The organism is Pseudomonas sp. A-RE-19 (assembly GCF_019956555.1).
Lineage (GTDB): Bacteria > Pseudomonadota > Gammaproteobacteria > Pseudomonadales > Pseudomonadaceae > Aquipseudomonas.
Window position 1 is genome coordinate 39,623 of sequence record NZ_JAHBDQ010000023.1, and the last position, 17,403, is coordinate 57,025.

General features: G+C 59.8%; 14 protein-coding genes, 1 tRNA gene and 1 pseudogene. 4 read left to right on the forward strand and 12 right to left on the reverse strand.

The window, feature by feature from the left end; all coding sequences use genetic code 11:
- Positions 1–8: 8 nt before the first annotated feature.
- Positions 9–950, reverse strand: coding sequence for a 1-phosphofructokinase (gene pfkB / locus KGB14_RS16645; RefSeq protein ID WP_223487867.1), 942 nt, complete (start codon positions 948–950; stop codon positions 9–11).
- On the reverse strand, positions 950–3,811 hold the full coding sequence (gene ptsP / locus KGB14_RS16650; protein ID WP_223487868.1) for a phosphoenolpyruvate--protein phosphotransferase: 2,862 nt from the start codon (positions 3,809–3,811) through the stop codon (positions 950–952). Before ptsP ends, pfkB begins: the two co-directional genes overlap by 1 nt.
- 302 nt (positions 3,812–4,113) lie before the next feature.
- On the opposite strand from ptsP, the gene cra reads away from it, so the two are divergent.
- Together cra and KGB14_RS16660 are read left to right on the forward strand one after the other, a co-directional pair.
- Positions 4,114–5,109 (forward strand): catabolite repressor/activator, encoded by a 996-nt coding sequence (gene cra / locus KGB14_RS16655; RefSeq protein WP_223487869.1) that lies wholly within the window; start codon positions 4,114–4,116, stop codon positions 5,107–5,109.
- Between the two features lie 3 nt (positions 5,110–5,112).
- Positions 5,113–5,889, forward strand: coding sequence for a TatD family hydrolase (locus KGB14_RS16660; RefSeq protein WP_223487870.1), 777 nt, complete (start codon positions 5,113–5,115; stop codon positions 5,887–5,889).
- A 129-nt stretch (positions 5,890–6,018) separates the two neighbouring features.
- Here the strand turns inward: KGB14_RS16660 and KGB14_RS28665 are convergent, their stop codons facing one another.
- From KGB14_RS28665 to KGB14_RS16680, 5 genes and pseudogenes are all read right to left on the reverse strand, one after another.
- On the reverse strand, positions 6,019–6,732 hold the full coding sequence (locus KGB14_RS28665; RefSeq protein WP_411740789.1) for a methyl-accepting chemotaxis protein: 714 nt from the start codon (positions 6,730–6,732) through the stop codon (positions 6,019–6,021).
- Positions 6,733–6,876: 144 nt separating this feature from the next.
- Positions 6,877–8,016 (reverse strand): annotated as a pseudogene (locus tag KGB14_RS28670) (HAMP domain-containing protein); the annotation flags it as partial.
- Between the two features lie 247 nt (positions 8,017–8,263).
- Complete coding sequence (gene ampE / locus KGB14_RS16670) at positions 8,264–9,100, reverse strand: regulatory signaling modulator protein AmpE (RefSeq protein WP_223487872.1); 837 nt, start codon at positions 9,098–9,100, stop codon at positions 8,264–8,266.
- A gap of 2 nt (positions 9,101–9,102) precedes the next feature.
- Positions 9,103–9,672 (reverse strand): 1,6-anhydro-N-acetylmuramyl-L-alanine amidase AmpD, encoded by a 570-nt coding sequence (gene ampD, locus KGB14_RS16675; protein WP_223487873.1) that lies wholly within the window; start codon positions 9,670–9,672, stop codon positions 9,103–9,105.
- A 64-nt stretch (positions 9,673–9,736) separates the two neighbouring features.
- Positions 9,737–11,941, reverse strand: a complete 2,205-nt coding sequence (locus KGB14_RS16680) for a DUF1631 domain-containing protein (RefSeq protein ID WP_223487874.1) — start codon at positions 11,939–11,941, stop codon at positions 9,737–9,739.
- A 359-nt stretch (positions 11,942–12,300) separates the two neighbouring features.
- Between KGB14_RS16680 and nadC the strand changes: the two genes are divergently transcribed.
- Positions 12,301–13,149 carry a carboxylating nicotinate-nucleotide diphosphorylase gene (gene nadC, locus KGB14_RS16685; protein WP_223487875.1) on the forward strand — a complete coding sequence of 283 codons (849 nt, stop codon included), beginning with the start codon at positions 12,301–12,303 and terminating at the stop codon, positions 13,147–13,149.
- 114 nt (positions 13,150–13,263) lie between these two features.
- Here nadC and KGB14_RS16690 read toward each other — a convergent pair whose 3' ends face one another.
- Positions 13,264–13,569: a DUF6388 family protein gene (locus tag KGB14_RS16690; protein ID WP_223487876.1), complete on the reverse strand. Its 306-nt coding sequence runs from the start codon at positions 13,567–13,569 to the stop codon at positions 13,264–13,266.
- A 301-nt stretch (positions 13,570–13,870) separates the two neighbouring features.
- Here KGB14_RS16690 and KGB14_RS16695 point away from each other — a divergent pair, with 301 nt between their 5' ends.
- Positions 13,871–14,416, forward strand: a complete 546-nt coding sequence (locus KGB14_RS16695; RefSeq protein ID WP_223487877.1) for a hypothetical protein — start codon at positions 13,871–13,873, stop codon at positions 14,414–14,416.
- Positions 14,417–14,425: 9 nt separating this feature from the next.
- On the opposite strand, the gene KGB14_RS16700 is transcribed toward KGB14_RS16695, so the two are convergent.
- The 4 genes from KGB14_RS16700 to rpsO form a co-directional block, all read right to left on the reverse strand.
- A tRNA-Thr gene (locus KGB14_RS16700) sits at positions 14,426–14,501 on the reverse strand.
- A gap of 55 nt (positions 14,502–14,556) precedes the next feature.
- Complete coding sequence (locus tag KGB14_RS16705; RefSeq protein ID WP_223487878.1) at positions 14,557–14,724, reverse strand: hypothetical protein; 168 nt, start codon at positions 14,722–14,724, stop codon at positions 14,557–14,559.
- 37 nt (positions 14,725–14,761) lie between these two features.
- Complete coding sequence (gene pnp, locus KGB14_RS16710; RefSeq protein WP_222589742.1) at positions 14,762–16,867, reverse strand: polyribonucleotide nucleotidyltransferase; 2,106 nt, start codon at positions 16,865–16,867, stop codon at positions 14,762–14,764.
- A gap of 195 nt (positions 16,868–17,062) precedes the next feature.
- A complete protein-coding gene (gene rpsO / locus KGB14_RS16715; protein ID WP_003176135.1) occupies positions 17,063–17,332 on the reverse strand; it encodes a 30S ribosomal protein S15 in 270 nt (89 codons plus the stop codon).
- Positions 17,333–17,403: the final 71 nt, after the last annotated feature.

A 17,403-nucleotide genomic window follows, 5' to 3' on the forward strand; every position in this document is an offset into this window, starting at 1 on the left:
AAACCCTCTTATTGTTCTGTCAGGGGGCGCAGGCGCACGCCCTGTTCGAGGTGCGCCAGTTGCGCGGGGTCGCCGATACCAAAACCGATCTGGGTAACGGCCATGGCGGCAATCGCGGTGGCGGTGCGTAAGGTTTGTTCGGGCGTATCGGCACTGAGCAAACCGTGCAGCATGCCGGCCAGCAACGAGTCCCCCGCACCGACGGTGCTGACCACGCAGACCTTGGGCGGCGTGGCGTGCATGGCCGAACCGACACTGAACCAGTTCACCCCGTCGGCACCATCGGAAATCACCACGTGCTCGATGCCATGGGCATGCAAGCGGCTCGCTGCCTCGGCTTGGGCGCCCACGGAAACCACCTCGCAACCCAGCGCATCAGCCAGTTCTTCGGTGTTGGGTTTGATCAGCCACGGGCCAGCCGCCAGAGCTGCGCGCAAGGCTTCACCGCTGGTGTCGAGCGCCACTTTCAAACCGCGTTTTTTCAAGCGCTGGATCAACTCCCGCAACCACTGAGGATTCACCCCCCGAGGCAAACTACCGGCGACGACGACCGCATCATGCCCTGGAGCAATCTGATCGAGACGATCGAGCAAGGCCTGCTGCGCCGCTTCACTGACCCTCGGCCCAGGACCGTTGATGTCGGTGATGCGCCCATCGCTTTCCGCCAGTTTGATGTTGCTGCGGGTCTCGCCGGGGACGCGGATAAACGCGTCGGTAAAACCGCGTTTGGCGAACAGGGTTTCGAACGCCTGAAGGTTGTCTGCCCCGAGAAAACCGCTGACGGTCAACTGATGCCCGAGGTCCACCAACACCTGTGCCACGTTCACACCCTTGCCAGCGGCGTGGGTGTGCATTTCGTCGCTGCGATTGACCTGACCGGGGGTAAGGAGCGGCAACTGAACGGTGAGGTCCAGCGCCGGGTTGAGGGTCAGGGTTAAGATCTTGGCCATTACAGGGCCTCCACTAATGCGCGGACTTCGTTCGCGCTGCCCACGGCCAGGGCCTGTTGGGCAAGGGTTTGAGTCTGGGTCAGGCTGAGTTCACGAATGCGCGCCTTGACCTCGGCAATGCTGCGGCCCGACACGCTCAACTCATCCACACCCAGGCCCACCAGCACCGGTACCGCCAGCGGATCGGCTGCCAGTTCACCGCACACGCCGACCCACTTGCCATGAGCATGAGCCGCACGCACGGTGATGTCGATCAGTTGCAGCACCGCCGGATGCAAGCCGTCAGCCTGGGCCGACAACGTAGGATGACCACGGTCGATGGCCAAGGTGTATTGCGTCAGGTCGTTGGTGCCGACGCTGAAGAAGTCCACCTCTTTGGCCAGCACCGGCGCCAGCAATGCGGCCGACGGCACTTCGATCATGATCCCCAGTTGCAAATCCGCCACCGGGATTTCCAGACGCAGGCGTTCGGTCATGTCCCGAGCCTGACGCCACTCATCGACGCTGCCGACCATCGGGAACATGATTCGCAATGGACGGTTGTCGGCCGCACGCAGCAAGGCGCGCAACTGCGCTTCCATGATCTGCGGACGTTGCAGGGTCAGGCGAATGCCACGCACGCCGAGGAACGGGTTTTCTTCTTTGGCAATCGGCCAGTACGGCAGCGGTTTGTCGCCACCGACGTCGAGGGTGCGCACCACCAGTGGCCGGCCGGCCAGGCCATCGAGGACACGACGGTATTCGACTTCCTGAGTCGCCTCGTCCGGCGCTTGCGAGTGGGCCATGAAAATCAGTTCGGTGCGCAGCAGGCCAATGCCTTCGGCGCCCTGCTCCACCGCACTGGTGACACCGGCGCTTTCACCGATATTGGCGAACACTTCCACTGCGTGGCCATCGGTGGTCAGTGCCGGTTGATGGCGTTGTTCGGCGGCGGCTTTCAAGCGCAGTTCGCGGGTATCGCGCTCTTCGGTGGCGCGCTGCAAGGTGGCGGCATCGGCGTCCACGTGCAGGCGACCGCGTTGACCATCGATCAACAACGGCGTGCCCGGTTTCAGCAGCAACACCGCGGCACCGGCGCCCACCAGCGCCGGAATACCGAGGGCACGAGCGACAATGGCGCTGTGGGCCGTGGCACCACCGCGGGCGGTGAGAATGCCGGCCACACGCGTCGGATCGAGACGCGCAACGTCGGAGGGGCCGACTTCGTCCATCACCAGAATGTACGGTTGATCAGGTTCGCTCGGGGTTTCGACACCACAGAGTTGCGCCAGCACCCGACGGCCAATGTCGCGCAAGTCGGCGGCACGTTCGGCGAGCAAGGCGTCCTGCAACGATTCCTGTTGTTTGGCGGCCGCTTCAATCACCGCCATCCACGAAGCTTCAGCGCTTTCGCCTTGCTTGAGGCGGGTGTCGACTTCGTCGGTCAGTTCCGGGTCGTCGAGCATTTCCTGATGGGTGATGAAAATCTCGCGAATCGCCTTGGCCTTGCTGCGTTCGATCAGGCCTTCGATGTCGCGACGCACATCCGCCAGCGATTGCTTGAGGCGTTCGCGCTCGATGGCGGCGGACTCACCGCGCAGCGGGTAATCGATGATCTGCAGCACTTGAATATGTGCCGGGCCGATGGCGATCCCCGGGGCGGCGGCAATCGCCTGAATCAAACTGCCGGAGGCCGGCGCGAGGAGCACTTCGGCAACCTCGGCGATGACTTCGCGCTGTTGGCTCACGACCGGCAGCGGCTCGACTTCTTCACCGAGGCCTTCTTCGATAGCTGCCAGCAACGCCGGCAAGGCGTCGGCGGCGATGGTCGGTTCGGCGATGAATTCCAATACTTGGCCGCGACGGGCGCCGAGGCTGAGCAGTTTGCTCAAACTCTTCACCGACACCGCGCTGTCGTGACCATCGACGATGCGCACGCGGATTTCGCCTTCAAAACTTTTTGCCAGTTGGGCAAGGATCTTCGCCGGGCGCGCATGCAAACCGTGGGCGTTGGCCAGGGCAATGCGTGTGCTTGGCCAATCCGCCGGCACCTCACCGCCGAGGACTTCCAGCACCGCGCGACTGCTGGTGGCACGGCCCAACTCATGGCCACGGCCTTCGATCAACAACGCGCAAAGGCGTTCGAGCAGTGCTTGATGGGCTTCACCAAGACTGGCCAGGCAGAACAGCCCGCTCAACGGCTGACCGAGGTAGCGCATGGGTTTGTCCGGGGTGACAAAGGCCAGGCCCGGACGCTTCACTGTTTGTTCGCTGTGCAGCCACCACAGGCCATCGCCCAGCGGCAGCGCGTCGACCTGCTGCAAAACGCCGGCAAAACCGTTGCTCACGCAATCGGCCTGACGCAGCAAACGGGCACCACGCCAGACCAGCTCTTCGAAATCATCGGCGGACACACCGAGGCCGATCATCTGTGCGTCCAGCGCCAGTTCTTGCGGCGCGCCTTGCAGCAGCTTGAGCAAGGCTTCGGCGGAACTGGCGCGGCGCAGGGCCTGGCCCAGATCGGTCTCACCGAGGGCGCGGGTCAGCAGTTGCAGCAGGCGCAGGTGTTCATCGGATTTGGCGGCGATACCAATGGCCAGATAAACGATCTGGCCATCGCCCCAGTCCACGCCATCAGGAAACTGCATCAGCCGAACGCCGGTGGCGAACACCTGATCGCGGGTTTGCGGGGTGCCGTGGGGGATGGCAATTCCTTGGCCAAGAAAGGTCGAGCCCTGGGCTTCCCGGGCCTGCAAGCCCGCAAGGTAACCGTCGGCCACCAGGCCATCGGTCACGAGTCGATCAGCGAGCAGTTGCAGGGCAGTGGCTTTATCCACAGCCGACTGGCCCATGGATATCTGCTCTATGGTGAGCTCGAGCATGCTTTCTCCTTTTTGGCGCCGTGTGACGCCAGGTATTGTTTTGATTGATTCAGCTTAGGCGCTTGGAAACCCTTTTCAGGGGCAGTTTTGGCGGTTTCGCGGCAGAACCGACCAAAGCGACCTATAACGTAGAAAATACGCCTGCTGAAACGTTTAATCTAGAATGTTAGGCACGTTACTCGATAATGTCTCATCCTTGAAGTCCAATTGTCGGATGTGCTGCCACAATGGTCGTCTGCCCGAATCGGGTAGGATTGGCGAAAACCTCGGGGCACGCTCGAAAAAAACAAGGAAATACCGGGTTGAAACTCAGTGATATTGCACAGTTGGCCGGCGTCTCCGTGACTACCGCCAGTTATGTCATCAACGGCAAGGCCGAACAGCAACGCATCAGCAGCGCCACCGTCGAGCGCGTGCGGGCGGTGGTCGAACAACATGGCTTCACACCCAACCCTCAGGCCGCCGGGCTGCGCAGTCGGCACACCCGCACCCTGGGGTTCATTCTGCCGGACCTGGAAAACCCCAGTTACGCGCGAATTGCCAAACTGCTGGAGCAAGGCGCCCGGGCTCGCGGCTATCAGCTGCTGATCGCCAGCTCCGACGATGCGCCAGACAGTGAACGGCAATTGCTGCAATTGTTCCGCGCCCGGCGCTGCGATGCGTTGATCGTCGCCAGTTGCCTGCCGGCCGGCGATGACAGCTATCGCCAGTTGCAAGCCAAAGGCATTCCCATCATCGCCATCGACCGGGTCATGGAACCCGAGCATTTCTGCTCGGTGATCAGTGACGACCGCGAAGCCAGCCTGCACCTCACCCGCAGTCTGTTGAACCCGCTGCCCAAGCAGATCGCGCTGATCGGTGCCCGCCCTGAATTGAGTATCAGCCAGGAACGGGCCGCAGGCTTCAAGCAAGCGCTGAACGGTTTCAAAGGCGAGGTGTTGATCGAACACGGCGAGTCGTTCAGCCGTGAGTGCGGTAAACAATTGATGGAAGAGTTGCTTCAGCGCCTGGGCCATTTGCCGGATGCGCTGGTGACGACATCCTACGTGCTGCTTCAGGGCGTGTTCGATGCCTTGCACGACTTCCCGCTGAAAACCCGCCCGCTACGCCTGGGCACCTTCGGTGATACGCAGTTGCTGGATTTCCTGCCGCTGCCGGTCAACGCCATGTCCCAGCAGCATCAGCTGATCGCCGACAAGGCGCTGCAACTGGCGTTGGCCGCCATCGAACAGGCCGATTACCAACCCGGCGTGCAGGCCATCGCGCGGACCTTCAAGCAGCGCATTCTTCAGGACTGAGCCGTGGAACTGATCGACACCCACACTCATCTGGATTTTCCGGACTTCGACGCAGATCGTCAGGCGCTGCTGGCCGAAAGCCGCGCCCTTGGCGTGCGACGGATGGTGGTGCTGGGGGTTTATCAGGCCAATTGGCAGCGAGTCTGGGAGCTGGTGCAAAGCGATCCCGATCTGCACGCGGCGTTTGGTTTGCACCCGGTGTATCTGGATGACCATCGCCCCGAGGATGTGACCGAGCTCGGTGACTGGCTGGCGCGTCTGGCGGGCCATCGACAGCTATGCGCGGTGGGCGAGATCGGTCTGGATTACTTCATCCAGACCCTGGATCGTGAACGCCAGCAAGCGCTGTTCGACGCCCAACTGCAACTGGCGGCAGACTTCAATCTGCCGGCGCTGATTCACGTGCGACGCAGCCATGCGGCGGTGATCGCCACGCTCAAACGGTTTCGCTTGAAACGGGCGGGGATCATTCACGCCTTCGCCGGTAGCCAGGAAGAGGCTCGCGAATACATCAAACTCGGCTTCAAACTCGGCCTCGGCGGCGCCGCGACCTGGCCGCAAGCCCTGCGCATGCACCGTGTGCTCGCCGGTTTGCCCCTTGAATCGGTGGTACTGGAAACCGACTCACCGGACATGGCCCCTGCCATGTTCCCCGGTCAACGCAACAGCCCGGCCCATTTACCGGCGATCTGCGAAGCACTGGCCGCCATCATGGCAATCAGCCCCGAACAACTGGCCGCCGCCAGCACCGCTAATGCGTGTGGGTTGTTCAACTGGTAATCAGTCGCCCCACACATCCCCTGTGGGAGCGAGCCTGCTCGCGATGGCTGTTTAACATTCGACATTGATGTCGCCTGACACACCGCTATCGCGAGCAGGCTCGCTCCCACATTTGTTCCGGGGTGCTTTTCAAACCCGGAACGCGCTGATCAATTGCTTGAGCTCCACCACCTGCGCCGACAACGCTCGGCTGGCATTTTCAGTCTGGTGCGCGCCGTCGGCGGTACGCTCGCCGGCGCGGTTGATCTCGACGATGTTCTGGTCGATGTCGTGAGCCACGGCGGTTTGCTGCTCTACGGCGGCGGCGATCTGCTGGTTCTGGTCGACGATCATGCCGACCGCGCCGAGGATGTTTTCCAGCGCCTGCTGGACCTTTTCCGACTGCCCGACCGTGCCGTTGGCCATCTGATGGCTGGTGCCCATCGCCTTGACCGCCGCACCGACACCGCTGTGCAGCTTGGTGATCATCTGCTCGATTTCTTCGGTCGATTGCTGGGTGCGCTTGGCCAGGGTCCGGACCTCGTCCGCCACCACCGCAAAACCACGGCCCTGCTCGCCCGCGCGCGCGGCTTCGATGGCCGCGTTGAGGGCCAGCAGGTTGGTCTGTTCGGCAATGCTTTTGATCACGTCCAGCACGCGGCTGATGGACTGGCTGTCACTGGCCAGCTGATTAATCACCCGCACCGACTGATCGATCTCACTGGCCAGTGCAGCGATGCTGCCCTGCTGGGACTCCACCAGTCCGCGCCCGCTAATGGTCTCGTCGTTGACGCTGTGAGCGCTGCTGACAGCCGCCGCGGCACTGCGCGCCACCTCCAGGGACGTGGCTGACATCTGGTTCATCGCCGTGGCGACCTGCTCGATCTGCGTGCGTTGCCCCGCCACCGCCTGGTTGCTTTGGGCGGACACACTTTCGACCTGGCCGGCCTGGCGCTCGACCTCACTGACGGTCTGGCCCACGCGCTCGATCAGGTCGTGGATTTTCTTTACGGTGCCGGTAAACACCTCGCCCAACTCGCCCAGTTCATCGCGGCTGTTGGCGCTGAAAGTCACGGTCATGTCACCGGCCGCCACCTTGTCCATCACCGCGCCAAGACGCTTGAGGGTGGTGCGGGTCGAGGCGTAAAAACCGCCGTAGAGGTAAAAAATCAACACAAACACCAGCGCCAGCGCCACGACCTGCAAGACCATGTGGGTGCGGTGCTGCTCCAGCCGCTGCTGCAACTGGGTGCCGAGAAACTTCAGCGTGGCTTCATTGAGTTGATAGGTCCGATCCATCAGGCCCGTGACCTGATCGTAAAAGGCCTGCCACGGTGCATCGAGGGTATCGGCCATCACCACGTGTTCTTCGAACAGTTCACTGGCCTTTTTCAGGGAGGCCTTGCTGCTTTCAGCCTGAGCGCTCAGGGTTTCATGCACCGCTTTGCTGGAGCCCAGCGTGTCCTGCAACTTCAGACCGTATTCGGCCTGAAGCTTTTCGATCTGCGCCAGCAACTCATCGAAACGGGTACTCGACGCCGAATTGAGAAAGCCCTGCCCCAACGAATAAGACCCCATCGCCCGGCCCTCACCGAGCGTTTGGGTGACGGCCGGCGTGACGTTGGTGATGAGTTCGCTCAACTGACGCATGTCGCTCTGGCTGTCGCGGCTCAGGCCGGCCTGACTGGCGATGATCTGGCTGAAAATCTGCGCATTGCCGAGCAACTTGCCGATCAGCGCACTTTTGCTTTGCAGGGAATTTTCCGCTTGCTGAGCCTTGAACGCCGCGATCATTTCATCGCGCTTGCCATCGAAAAAGCTGATTTGTTCCGGGTCAGTGGTCATCGCCGCCAGCCCTTGCAAACGGCTCAGAACGCTTTGCTCCAGAGCGCTGATATTCGATTCGACATGGCCTGCCTTGCCGGACTGGCCAAGGGTGACATTGATCTGCACCAGGTTGTTCAGGGTTTCCAGATCCCGGCGCAGGCTCAGGCCGCTGCCCAACAGGTCGAGGCTTTGCAGTTCGACCTGGGTGCCCTGGAATTCGCGATAGGAATCGCGCACCAAATAGAAGTTGGTCACCAGCATGGGCACGAGGAACAGGACGCTGATCAAGCTGAACTTCATGCCGAAGCTCAGGCGGTTCATCAGCGCGACGGCAGGATAGAGCAAGCTCTTCACTGTGAAGTCTCCCTTTGATTTCTTATTTTTATGGCAGGCGCGCAGAGACAGCAGATAGCCACTATTGGCGCTGTCTCTGTATAGCCTAAATCGATGGGGGGGTTTGTAACTTAAGGTTAACGAAAAAGATCGCAGCCTTCGGGGGCTCCTACAGATTCATACGATCCCTGTAGGAGCTGCCGAAGGCTGCGATCTTTTCGATTCAAAGCAGAAATCAGGACAAAACAGTCCACAACGCAAACCCGGCGTACCAAAGCACCGCCGCGCGCAGCAGCAGTTCCCAGATCCGGTCCAGGCTGTTGATGCCGTCCGGCCCCACCACCGGCGCCGGAATTTCACCCGCCACCAGCCCGACTTTCTCGATCAGCTGAACGGCGCTGATGTTCCAGTTCAGCAGCTCGTGCAGCATCACCCGGCCGACCGCGACAAAGTTGCCGACCAGCGCAAAACTCGCCGCCAGCAGTCGCACCGGCACCCAATCGAACGCGTGACGCAGTTGTGCGGCGCGTTCGACCACCGCCGGGTTCTGCCCATGCTCTTCGGCCAGCGCCAGCAGTCGATAACTCAGGGCCGCGACCGGACCCAGCAGGAAGTACCAGAAGATCACCGCGAAAAAGCCCTGATAGGCCTCCCACAGCAAATGCCCTTGTACCCGCTCCAGCAGTTGCTCGCCGCTGTCGGCGCAAATATCCAGGTCGCGATTGGCCACATGGGCGGCGGCTTGCAGGTCTTCCCGGCGCCAGGCATCACGAAACGGCCCGAGGCCGGCCAGCAGATCACCACGGCCCAGACTGTAAATCACCACCAGCAGGTGCACCGGCAACGCCAGCAAGCCGTAGGCCACCGGCTCCAGCACCACCAACAGCAAACCCAGCAGCGCCACCGGCAACAACACCAGCACCACCAGTATCAGCCACGGACGGTTTGTCATGCGTGGGTTGGCCTCAAGCTTGCTCAGCTCCCGCACCCAACCGCCATCACGTTGAATCCGATGACGCAGGGCCGAGAACTTCTCGATCCACACCGCCAACAGCAGCACCAGAAAACTCATTGTTATTCCTCTTTTTCCAGATCGGCTTTTGCCAGAGCCGCGCGATAGCGTGCCCAGTCGAATGCCGGTCCCGGATCGGTCTTGCGCCCGGGTGCGATGTCGCTATGCCCGCAAATGCGCTGTGCGGTGATGCCGGTGAAGGCGCTTTGCAATTGTCGGGTCAGGGCCGTCAACGCTTGATATTGGGCGTCGGTGAACGGCAGATCATCCGTGCCTTCGAGTTCGATGCCCACGGAAAAATCGTTACAGGTGTCCCGTCCTTCGAAACACGAAACGCCGGCATGCCAGGCACGCTCAAGACAAGAGACAAACTGAGTGACGGTGCCGTCACGTTCGATCAGAAAATGCGCAGACACCCGCAGGTCAGCGATCCCTGCAAAGTAGGGATGTTCCGTGACATCCAGACGATTCTGGAAAAATTCCTGCACCTTGCCGGTGGCGAACTGCGCGGGCGGCAGACTGATGTTGTGGATCACCAGCAGGGAAATTTCGCCTTCGGGGCGCGCATTGAAGTTGGGCGAGGGGCATACGCGCACACCCTGACACCAACCGCTCGCGGGGTCCAACTGCATACAGGTTCCTTCAACGAAGACTGTGTTGGCGCCCAGTATGCCGCGATAGACCCTCGGCGCGCGATCACTTGCCGCGATTGAGACGCCGCAGATTACCGAGCACCGACTCCAGCGCCCGGTCGAACAGCAAGGTGTCGTCCAGCGTTCGCACCGCACCACGGCGGAATTCCAGGGCCAGACCGATACGGCTGTGCTCCAGCACTTTCATCCCGGTACGGTTGACGAAGATGTACTTGCCAGTGGCTTCAATGATCGCCGCCAGCTTGCAGCGCAGGGTGTTTTCCTCGTCTTCCTGAAATTCGACCCAGCAGCCCGGGCGTAGCTGATCAACTTGATGCAGAGTGACATCGTTCTCCAGCAAACGCACCGAGGTCGCTTCGACCGGGCCTTCATCAGCGGTTCGAAGCACGATGTCCTGCAGCACTTCGACCATCATCGGCCCGTCAGGTGTATTTTTCTGGCCCGGACGTTCGAACAGTTGAACGTGCAAGACCTCCAGCTCGCTGAAAAACTCGCTGGTGGCAAACGGATCGAATGCCGAACTGCTCAGCCCATCGCGCAATGACTTGAGCAACCCCGGCACCAGCGACAACAAGCGCAGGCTCGCATCGGGTTCGTCATGGCGCTGCACGCTCCAGATCAATTGCGCCATGGTCTGCACATCGGCGTGCCATTCGGCGGACTGATCACCGTGCTTGAGGCAGGTCAGCAACAGCACTTTGCTCCAGGCCTCCTGGATAAACGCCACAACGCCATGGGGCAGCACCTTGCCCACCAATGCCTGGTTCAGCGCCTGCTCGACGCGCTGACGCGCCAACTCGGTCCTGGCGCGGCCTTCCTCGGCGTCACGGGTGCGTTGCTCGAGTAATTCGCTGCGACGGCGCTCGTCACTGGTGAAGGCGAGAAAGTCCGCCAGCAGCTCGGAAAAGATCGCCGGGTCATCGACAAAATCGTTCAACAAGCGCTGCACGACTTGCTCGATGCGCAGGTACAGACTGTCGCGCTCATGGGCATCGCAATGACCCCAGCCCATGGCTGCGGCGGCGATTTCATTGAGCAAGCGCCGGGCAGGATGACTGGCGCGGCTGAAAAAGCTCTTGTCGAGTACCGCGACTTTCAGCATCGGTATCTGCAAACGGCCGATCAGCGCCTTGAGGGAGTCGGGCAGGTTGCGGTCATCGAGGATGCACTCGAAAAGCATGGCGATCAGATTGATCACGTCTTCGTCGGCCACCCCGACCACGCGCGATTTGCCGCTCTTGACGCTGACCCGGGTCAGCAGTTGTTCGAGCTGGTTACGCAGATCGAAGTCGTCCTGGGCTGCCAACGCCGGCACGTATTGCTGCAAGTGCGAGAGCAGGCGCATCAGGTCGCGGGTTGAAATGGGCTGAGGCTCGGCACTGGCCTCCAGGGTCGGCGCAACGCTGCCACGCACATGGAACAGCAACTCCTGCAAGGCGGCGAAGACCTCCTGCACACTGTCGTCGACCTGGGGACTGCCGCAGCGTCCTCCTGCCTCGGCAAGATCGGCATCAACACTGGCAGCAGCCCGATCGGTAGCACGTCGCGCCGGGGCGGGCTTGAGGTCGGGAAGCACGCCGGTGGCGATCAGCAGTTGATTGGCTTCGGCATAAAGTTGATCAGCATTGCTGAGCACATAGCGCTCGAACAGCTTGAGGATGATCAGCTTGACCTTGATCTCCATCCCCAGGTTGCGACCGGCCTGCAAAAAATACTCGCAGAGCAGCGTCGGGCCCATGGGATTGTGTTGTTCGACCAGCATCTTGCCCAGCAGTGTGCTGAGTCGAGCGGTGAGTTGGTCAAGGGCGAAACCGTCGCGGCTCAGCACCTTGCCGACCATGGCCTCCACCGCCACATTGCGCTCCATGTCGTCATTGGGTAACAGCGCCGAGGCATCGAAAGCCAATGCCCGAGGCACGGCCGAGTGAGAGGTGTCGTGCTGCGTGAGGCCGACGAAAGCATCGCAGAATTGCTCGAGAAAACCGCGTTCGATACTTTTGCGCTTGAGACGCAGATCACGCATGGCTTCGAAGAAGATGTTTTGCTCGACGTCGTTTCGGGCCCGATCGGCCATTTCAAACAGGGTGTCGTCGGCGTTATCGAACAGCGCCTGCAAATCCTGCTTGAGCTGTTGAACGGCCTTGTCGCGAACCTGAAGCAGAATCACAGGCAGGCGGGCGAGCGGCGAGTGACTCGCCTGATCGGTAGTCGCCTTGTGCAAAGGCACTACATTCCCGTCGTTGTGCATCCAAGCCTCCTGAAACGGTGATTCTTCGGTTCGGTGAGAAAGATCGAGTGCGCCGGCCACACAGCCGGCGCTCAACGGGAACAGTCAGCACCCGTTGTCATTCAATAATCGGGAATCCAAAGTTACGTCAAAGCTATGACGTCAAATGCAAGGCGAATTATCTGCAAAAGACTCTCCTTGTGCCAGCAGACTCTGCCCTTGCCTTGGAAATAGACGTTTATGAAAGACCCTTGCCAAGTGCTGATTGCTCGCGCAAATCGACCAAATGCAGGTTGGCGAACGATGGAATGGCCGTTGATGCCTTGGGTTGCCTCGCACCATGGCCCTATAATCGGGCCACTTTGTTTGTGGAGCCCGTTATGCCGAATCTACGTCTCGCCGATTTGACCGCCGAAATCGAAGCCAACGTGCGCCGTGCGTTGCTCGAGGACATCGGCAGCGGCGACATCACTGCGCAACTGATCCCGGCCGAACGCCTGGCCAAAGCCACCATCATCACCCGCGATGCGGCTGTCATGGCTGGCACCGCCTGGGTCGATGCGGTTTTCCGGCAATTGGACCCGCGGGTTGCGGTTCATTGGCAGGTGCGTGACGGCGAACGGGTAAAGCCCAATCAGGCGTTGTTCCACCTTGAAGGCCCGGCACGCTCGCTGCTGACGGGTGAACGCAGTGCACTGAATTTCCTGCAACTGCTTTCCGGCGTGGCCACTCGCGCGCAATACCTGGCCGATTTCGTCGCCGACACTCAGGTGAAGCTGCTCGACACCCGCAAAACCCTGCCGGGGCTGCGCCTGGCCCAGAAATACGCCGTAACCTGCGGCGGTTGCCACAATCACCGCATCGGTTTGTATGACGCCTTCCTGATCAAGGAAAACCATATCGCCGCCTGCGGTGGCATCCCTGAGGCCATCAAGGCCGCGCACAAGATCGCCCCGGGCAAACCGGTGGAGATCGAAGTGGAGAACCTGGCGGAGCTCAAAGAAGCCCTGGCGGCGGGTGCCGACATCATCATGCTTGATGAACTGAGCCTGGACGACATGCGTGAAGCTGTGCGCCTGAACGCCGGCAAGGCAAAACTGGAGGCCAGCGGTGGTATCAACGAAAGCACGCTGCTGCCCATCGCCGAAACCGGGGTGGATTATATTTCGATTGGTGCGATGACCAAGGATGTGAAGGCTGTGGATCTGTCGATGCGTTTAAGCCTCTGATCGAGAAAACGCCCGATTCAAATGTGGGAGCGGGCTTGCTCGCGAAGGCGGTGTGTCAGGCGACATTTACGTCGACTGACACGCCCTCTTCGCGAGCAAGCCCGCTCCCACAGGTCAGACCACCAGATTATTCATCTCGCAGTACTCTTCCCACTCGACGCCCAATACCTCGGCCGCCTCCTTGTGCAGCGCCAGGCGCGCAGCCTCGTACTCTTGCGGGCTTGAGGTGTACTTGAGCGTCAGTTCCCACGGCTGCAAGCCCTGAGCTTCTGCTTCATCCTCGAACGCCCACTGGATCTGGTCTTTCTGATCGTCGGCTGGCAAGTCCTTGATCTCTTCCATCAACTCGTGCGCATCTAGCGCGTACATTTTGAGGGCTTCTTTGTGTCTGGCTTCTTGACTCAATTCTTTAACGGTCATGGCGTTCTCGCTGATCTGAGGAATGGAAGATGGATCTGGATCATCAAGGATCTCTCTGACGCAAAAAACCGTTAGAAGCCCGGTTTGTCTGGCCTTCAGAACCATTCGGGATCATCTGAAAACTGCTGGGCGATGCTCATGCAGACAACGAATATAGGACGTTTTGTCGAGGATTCACACGGGTCTTTACATCTATCCCACAAAAAGCCACGAGCATGAGGTGCAGGAGGCCTTGGGAACATAAGTCGAAATCCCAAGTCATAGCGATGTGCCATATCGGCACTTCACAAGGAACCCGGTGATGCGCAGTTTTTCCAAGCTTTTGTCTGCCCAGCTTGCGACCGCTACCCTGCTGCTCGGCAGCCTGATTTTAGCCAGCGCGGCTCAAGCTGCTGTCGAAGTGACCTCTGACCCTGCGTTGTACTCCGACAAAATTTCCGCCCTCCACAATTCATTCGGCAAGGACACACTCGTCAGAACCAGCGTCAGCATCGATGATCTGGAAAATCTGCAAAAAACTGTGAAGGCCAATGCCACCGAACTGGAAAGCCAGAAGCGCACCCTCAGCGAGCAGGCCCGTCAGATCGAAGAGCTCAAACGCAACAGCGGTTCCAGCTCAAGTTCCAGCAGCAAGGAGATTGACGACCTCAAGCGCACGGTCAACGAGCAGGAACGCGATCTGAATAATCTTGGCAAGCAAGTGGAAGAGCTAAAGCGCAACAGCGGCTCCAGCTCAAGCTCGAACAACAGCGAAATCTCCAGCCTCAAACGGGAGATCAGCGATCAGGATCGCGCGATGGATCAGCTCAAGCGCACCGTCGAGGACCTGAGCAGAAAGGTGAAATGAAGAAGAAAATGGTGCCCGAGACAGGAATCGAACCTGCGACCTTCGCGTTACGAGTGCGCTGCTCTACCGGCTGAGCTACACGGGCGGTGGGCTAAACCTAGCACTGGCTATGCAGTCAGGCAACTTCGCGCACCACAAAATCAAAAGATCGTCCGAACGCGGCCCGAGCCTGCGGCAGCTCCTACAGATTCGATGTATGCCGCCATATCGGGGTTGAACACAATCTCGGGCAGGAGCTGCCGCAGGCTGCGATTCTTTTGATCTTCTTGCACACAAAAAAATGCCCCGCCGTTTTCACGGCGGGGCATTTTTTATAACGTTGAAGCGGTCAGGCGAAGGGGGTGATTAAACGCCCGAAGCCTTGGCTGCTGCTACGTCTTTGATGGACAGCTTGATACGGCCGCGGTTGTCCACGTCCAGTACCAGCACTTCCACTTCCTGGCCTTCTTTCAGGATGTCAGTCACTTTCTCGACGCGAGCATCGCTCAGCATGGAGATGTGAACCAGACCGTCCTTGCCCGGCAGGATGTTGACGAATGCGCCGAAGTCGACGATGCGCTCAACCTTGCCAACGTAGATCTTGCCGATCTCCGCTTCAGCAGTGATGCCCAGAACGCGCTGACGTGCAGCTTCTGCAGCTTCCTTGGTTTCGCCGAAGATCTTGATCGAACCGTCGTCTTCGATGTCGATCGAAGCCTTGGTTTCTTCACAGATCGCACGAATGGTCGCGCCGCCTTTACCGATGACATCACGGATTTTGTCGGTGTCGATTTTCATCGCGATCATGGTCGGAGCGTTTTCCGACAGCTCGGTACGCGACTGGCCAATGATCTGGTTCATCTGACCGAGGATGTTCAGGCGCGCTTCAAGGGCTTGGCCCAGAGCGATTTCCATGATTTCTTCGGTGATGCCCTTGATCTTGATGTCCATCTGCAGCGCGGTCACACCTTTGGCGGTACCGGCTACTTTGAAGTCCATGTCGCCCAGGTGGTCTTCGTCACCCAGGATGTCGGTCAGGACGGCGAATTTCTCGCCTTCTTTAACCAGACCCATGGCGATACCGGCAACCGGCGCCTTCATCGGCACACCGGCGTCCATCAGAGCCAGGGAAGCGCCGCAGACCGAAGCCATGGAGCTCGAACCGTTGGACTCGGTGATTTCCGACACAACACGGATGGTGTACGGGAACACGTCGGCAGCAGGCAGCATGGCCTGAACCGAACGACGGGCCAGACGGCCGTGACCGATTTCGCGACGACCAGCGCCACCCATGCGACCACACTCACCTACCGAGAACGGAGGGAAGTTGTAGTGCAGCATGAACGGGTCTTTTTTCTCGCCTTCCAGGGTGTCCAGCAGCTGTGCGTCACGGGCAGTACCCAGAGTCGCGACTACCAGAGCCTGGGTTTCGCCACGGGTGAACAGTGCCGAACCGTGAGTCTTCGGCAGAACACCGACTTCGATGTTCAGCGGACGTACGGTCTTGGTGTCGCGACCGTCGATACGTGGCTTGCCGTTAACGATGTTTTCGCGAACGGTGCGGTATTCGATTTCGCCGAAAGCCGCTTTGACTTCGCTGGACGAAGGCTGGCCTTCTTCACCGGACAACTTGGCAACCACCTGGTCTTTCAGCTCGCCCAGACGTGCATAACGGTCGGCTTTGACGGTGATGGTGTAAGCCTGGGAGATCGCTTCGCCGAACTCGGCACGGATCGCGCCCAGCAGTGCGGTGGCTTCTGGCTGTGGAGCCCAGGTCCAGGTCGGCTTGGCAGCTTCCGCAGCCAGTTCTTTAACAGCGTTGATCACAACCTGGAACTCGTCGTGAGCAAACAGTACCGCGCCCAGCATCTGGTCTTCGGTCAGCTCTTTGGCTTCCGATTCAACCATCAACACGGCTTCCGAAGTACCGGCAACGACCATGTCCAGGCTCGATGCTTTCAGCTGTTCGTAAGTCGGGTTCAGCAGGTAGCCGGTGCTTTCGTGGAACGCAACGCGGGCAGCGCCGATCGGGCCATCGAAAGGAATGCCGGAGATGGCCAGGGCAGCCGAGGTACCGATCATCGCAGCGATGTCCGGGTCGGTTTTCTTGCTGGTGGAAACGACGGTGCAGACAACCTGCACTTCGTTCATGAAACCTTCTGGGAACAGCGGACGGATCGGACGGTCGATCAGTCGGGAAGTCAGGGTTTCTTTCTCGGAAGGACGGCCTTCACGCTTGAAGAAACCGCCAGGGATCTTACCGGCAGCGTAAGTCTTTTCCTGGTAGTGAACGGACAGAGGGAAGAAGCCCTTGCCTGGATCGGCTTGTTTGGCACCGACTACGGTCACCAATACGCTGACGTCATCGTCAACGGTGACCAATACTGCGCCGGAGGCCTGACGGGCGATACGGCCGGTCTCGAGGGTAACGGTCGACTGACCGAACTGGAATTTTTTGATTACCGGGTTCACGGTGTCCTACCTTCTTTTGTGGCTCTTGGGGAACTTGTCTTCTTGCGAAATTCTTGGGCAATGTCGGGAATCGGCCCAACGCCTGTCCAGGGTAAAACGACTATCCAGATAAAACTTGAGGCTGGGAGCCTGCCATGCGCCAGCGGGAAACCCACTGATGCACGACAGACAACCAACCTCTAGCGCAATCGCTGATTAGCGACGCAGACCCAGGCGACCGATCAGAGCCTGATAACGACCCAGATCCTTGCCTTTCAGGTAGTCCAGCAGCTTACGACGCTGGTTAACCATGCGGATCAGACCACGACGGGAGTGGTGATCTTTACCGTTGGCCTTGAAGTGACCTTGCAGTTTGTTGATGTTGTGGGTCAGCAGTGCAACTTGCACTTCTGGCGAACCAGTGTCACCAACAGCTTGCTGGTAGTCAGCTACGATTTGAGCTTTTTCTTGAACGTCGAGAGCCATGAGGCAATCCTTTTATCAGGAAACTGTTTCAAAGAAACAGCTTCAACAGGCCAGGGACAAATCCCTGTATC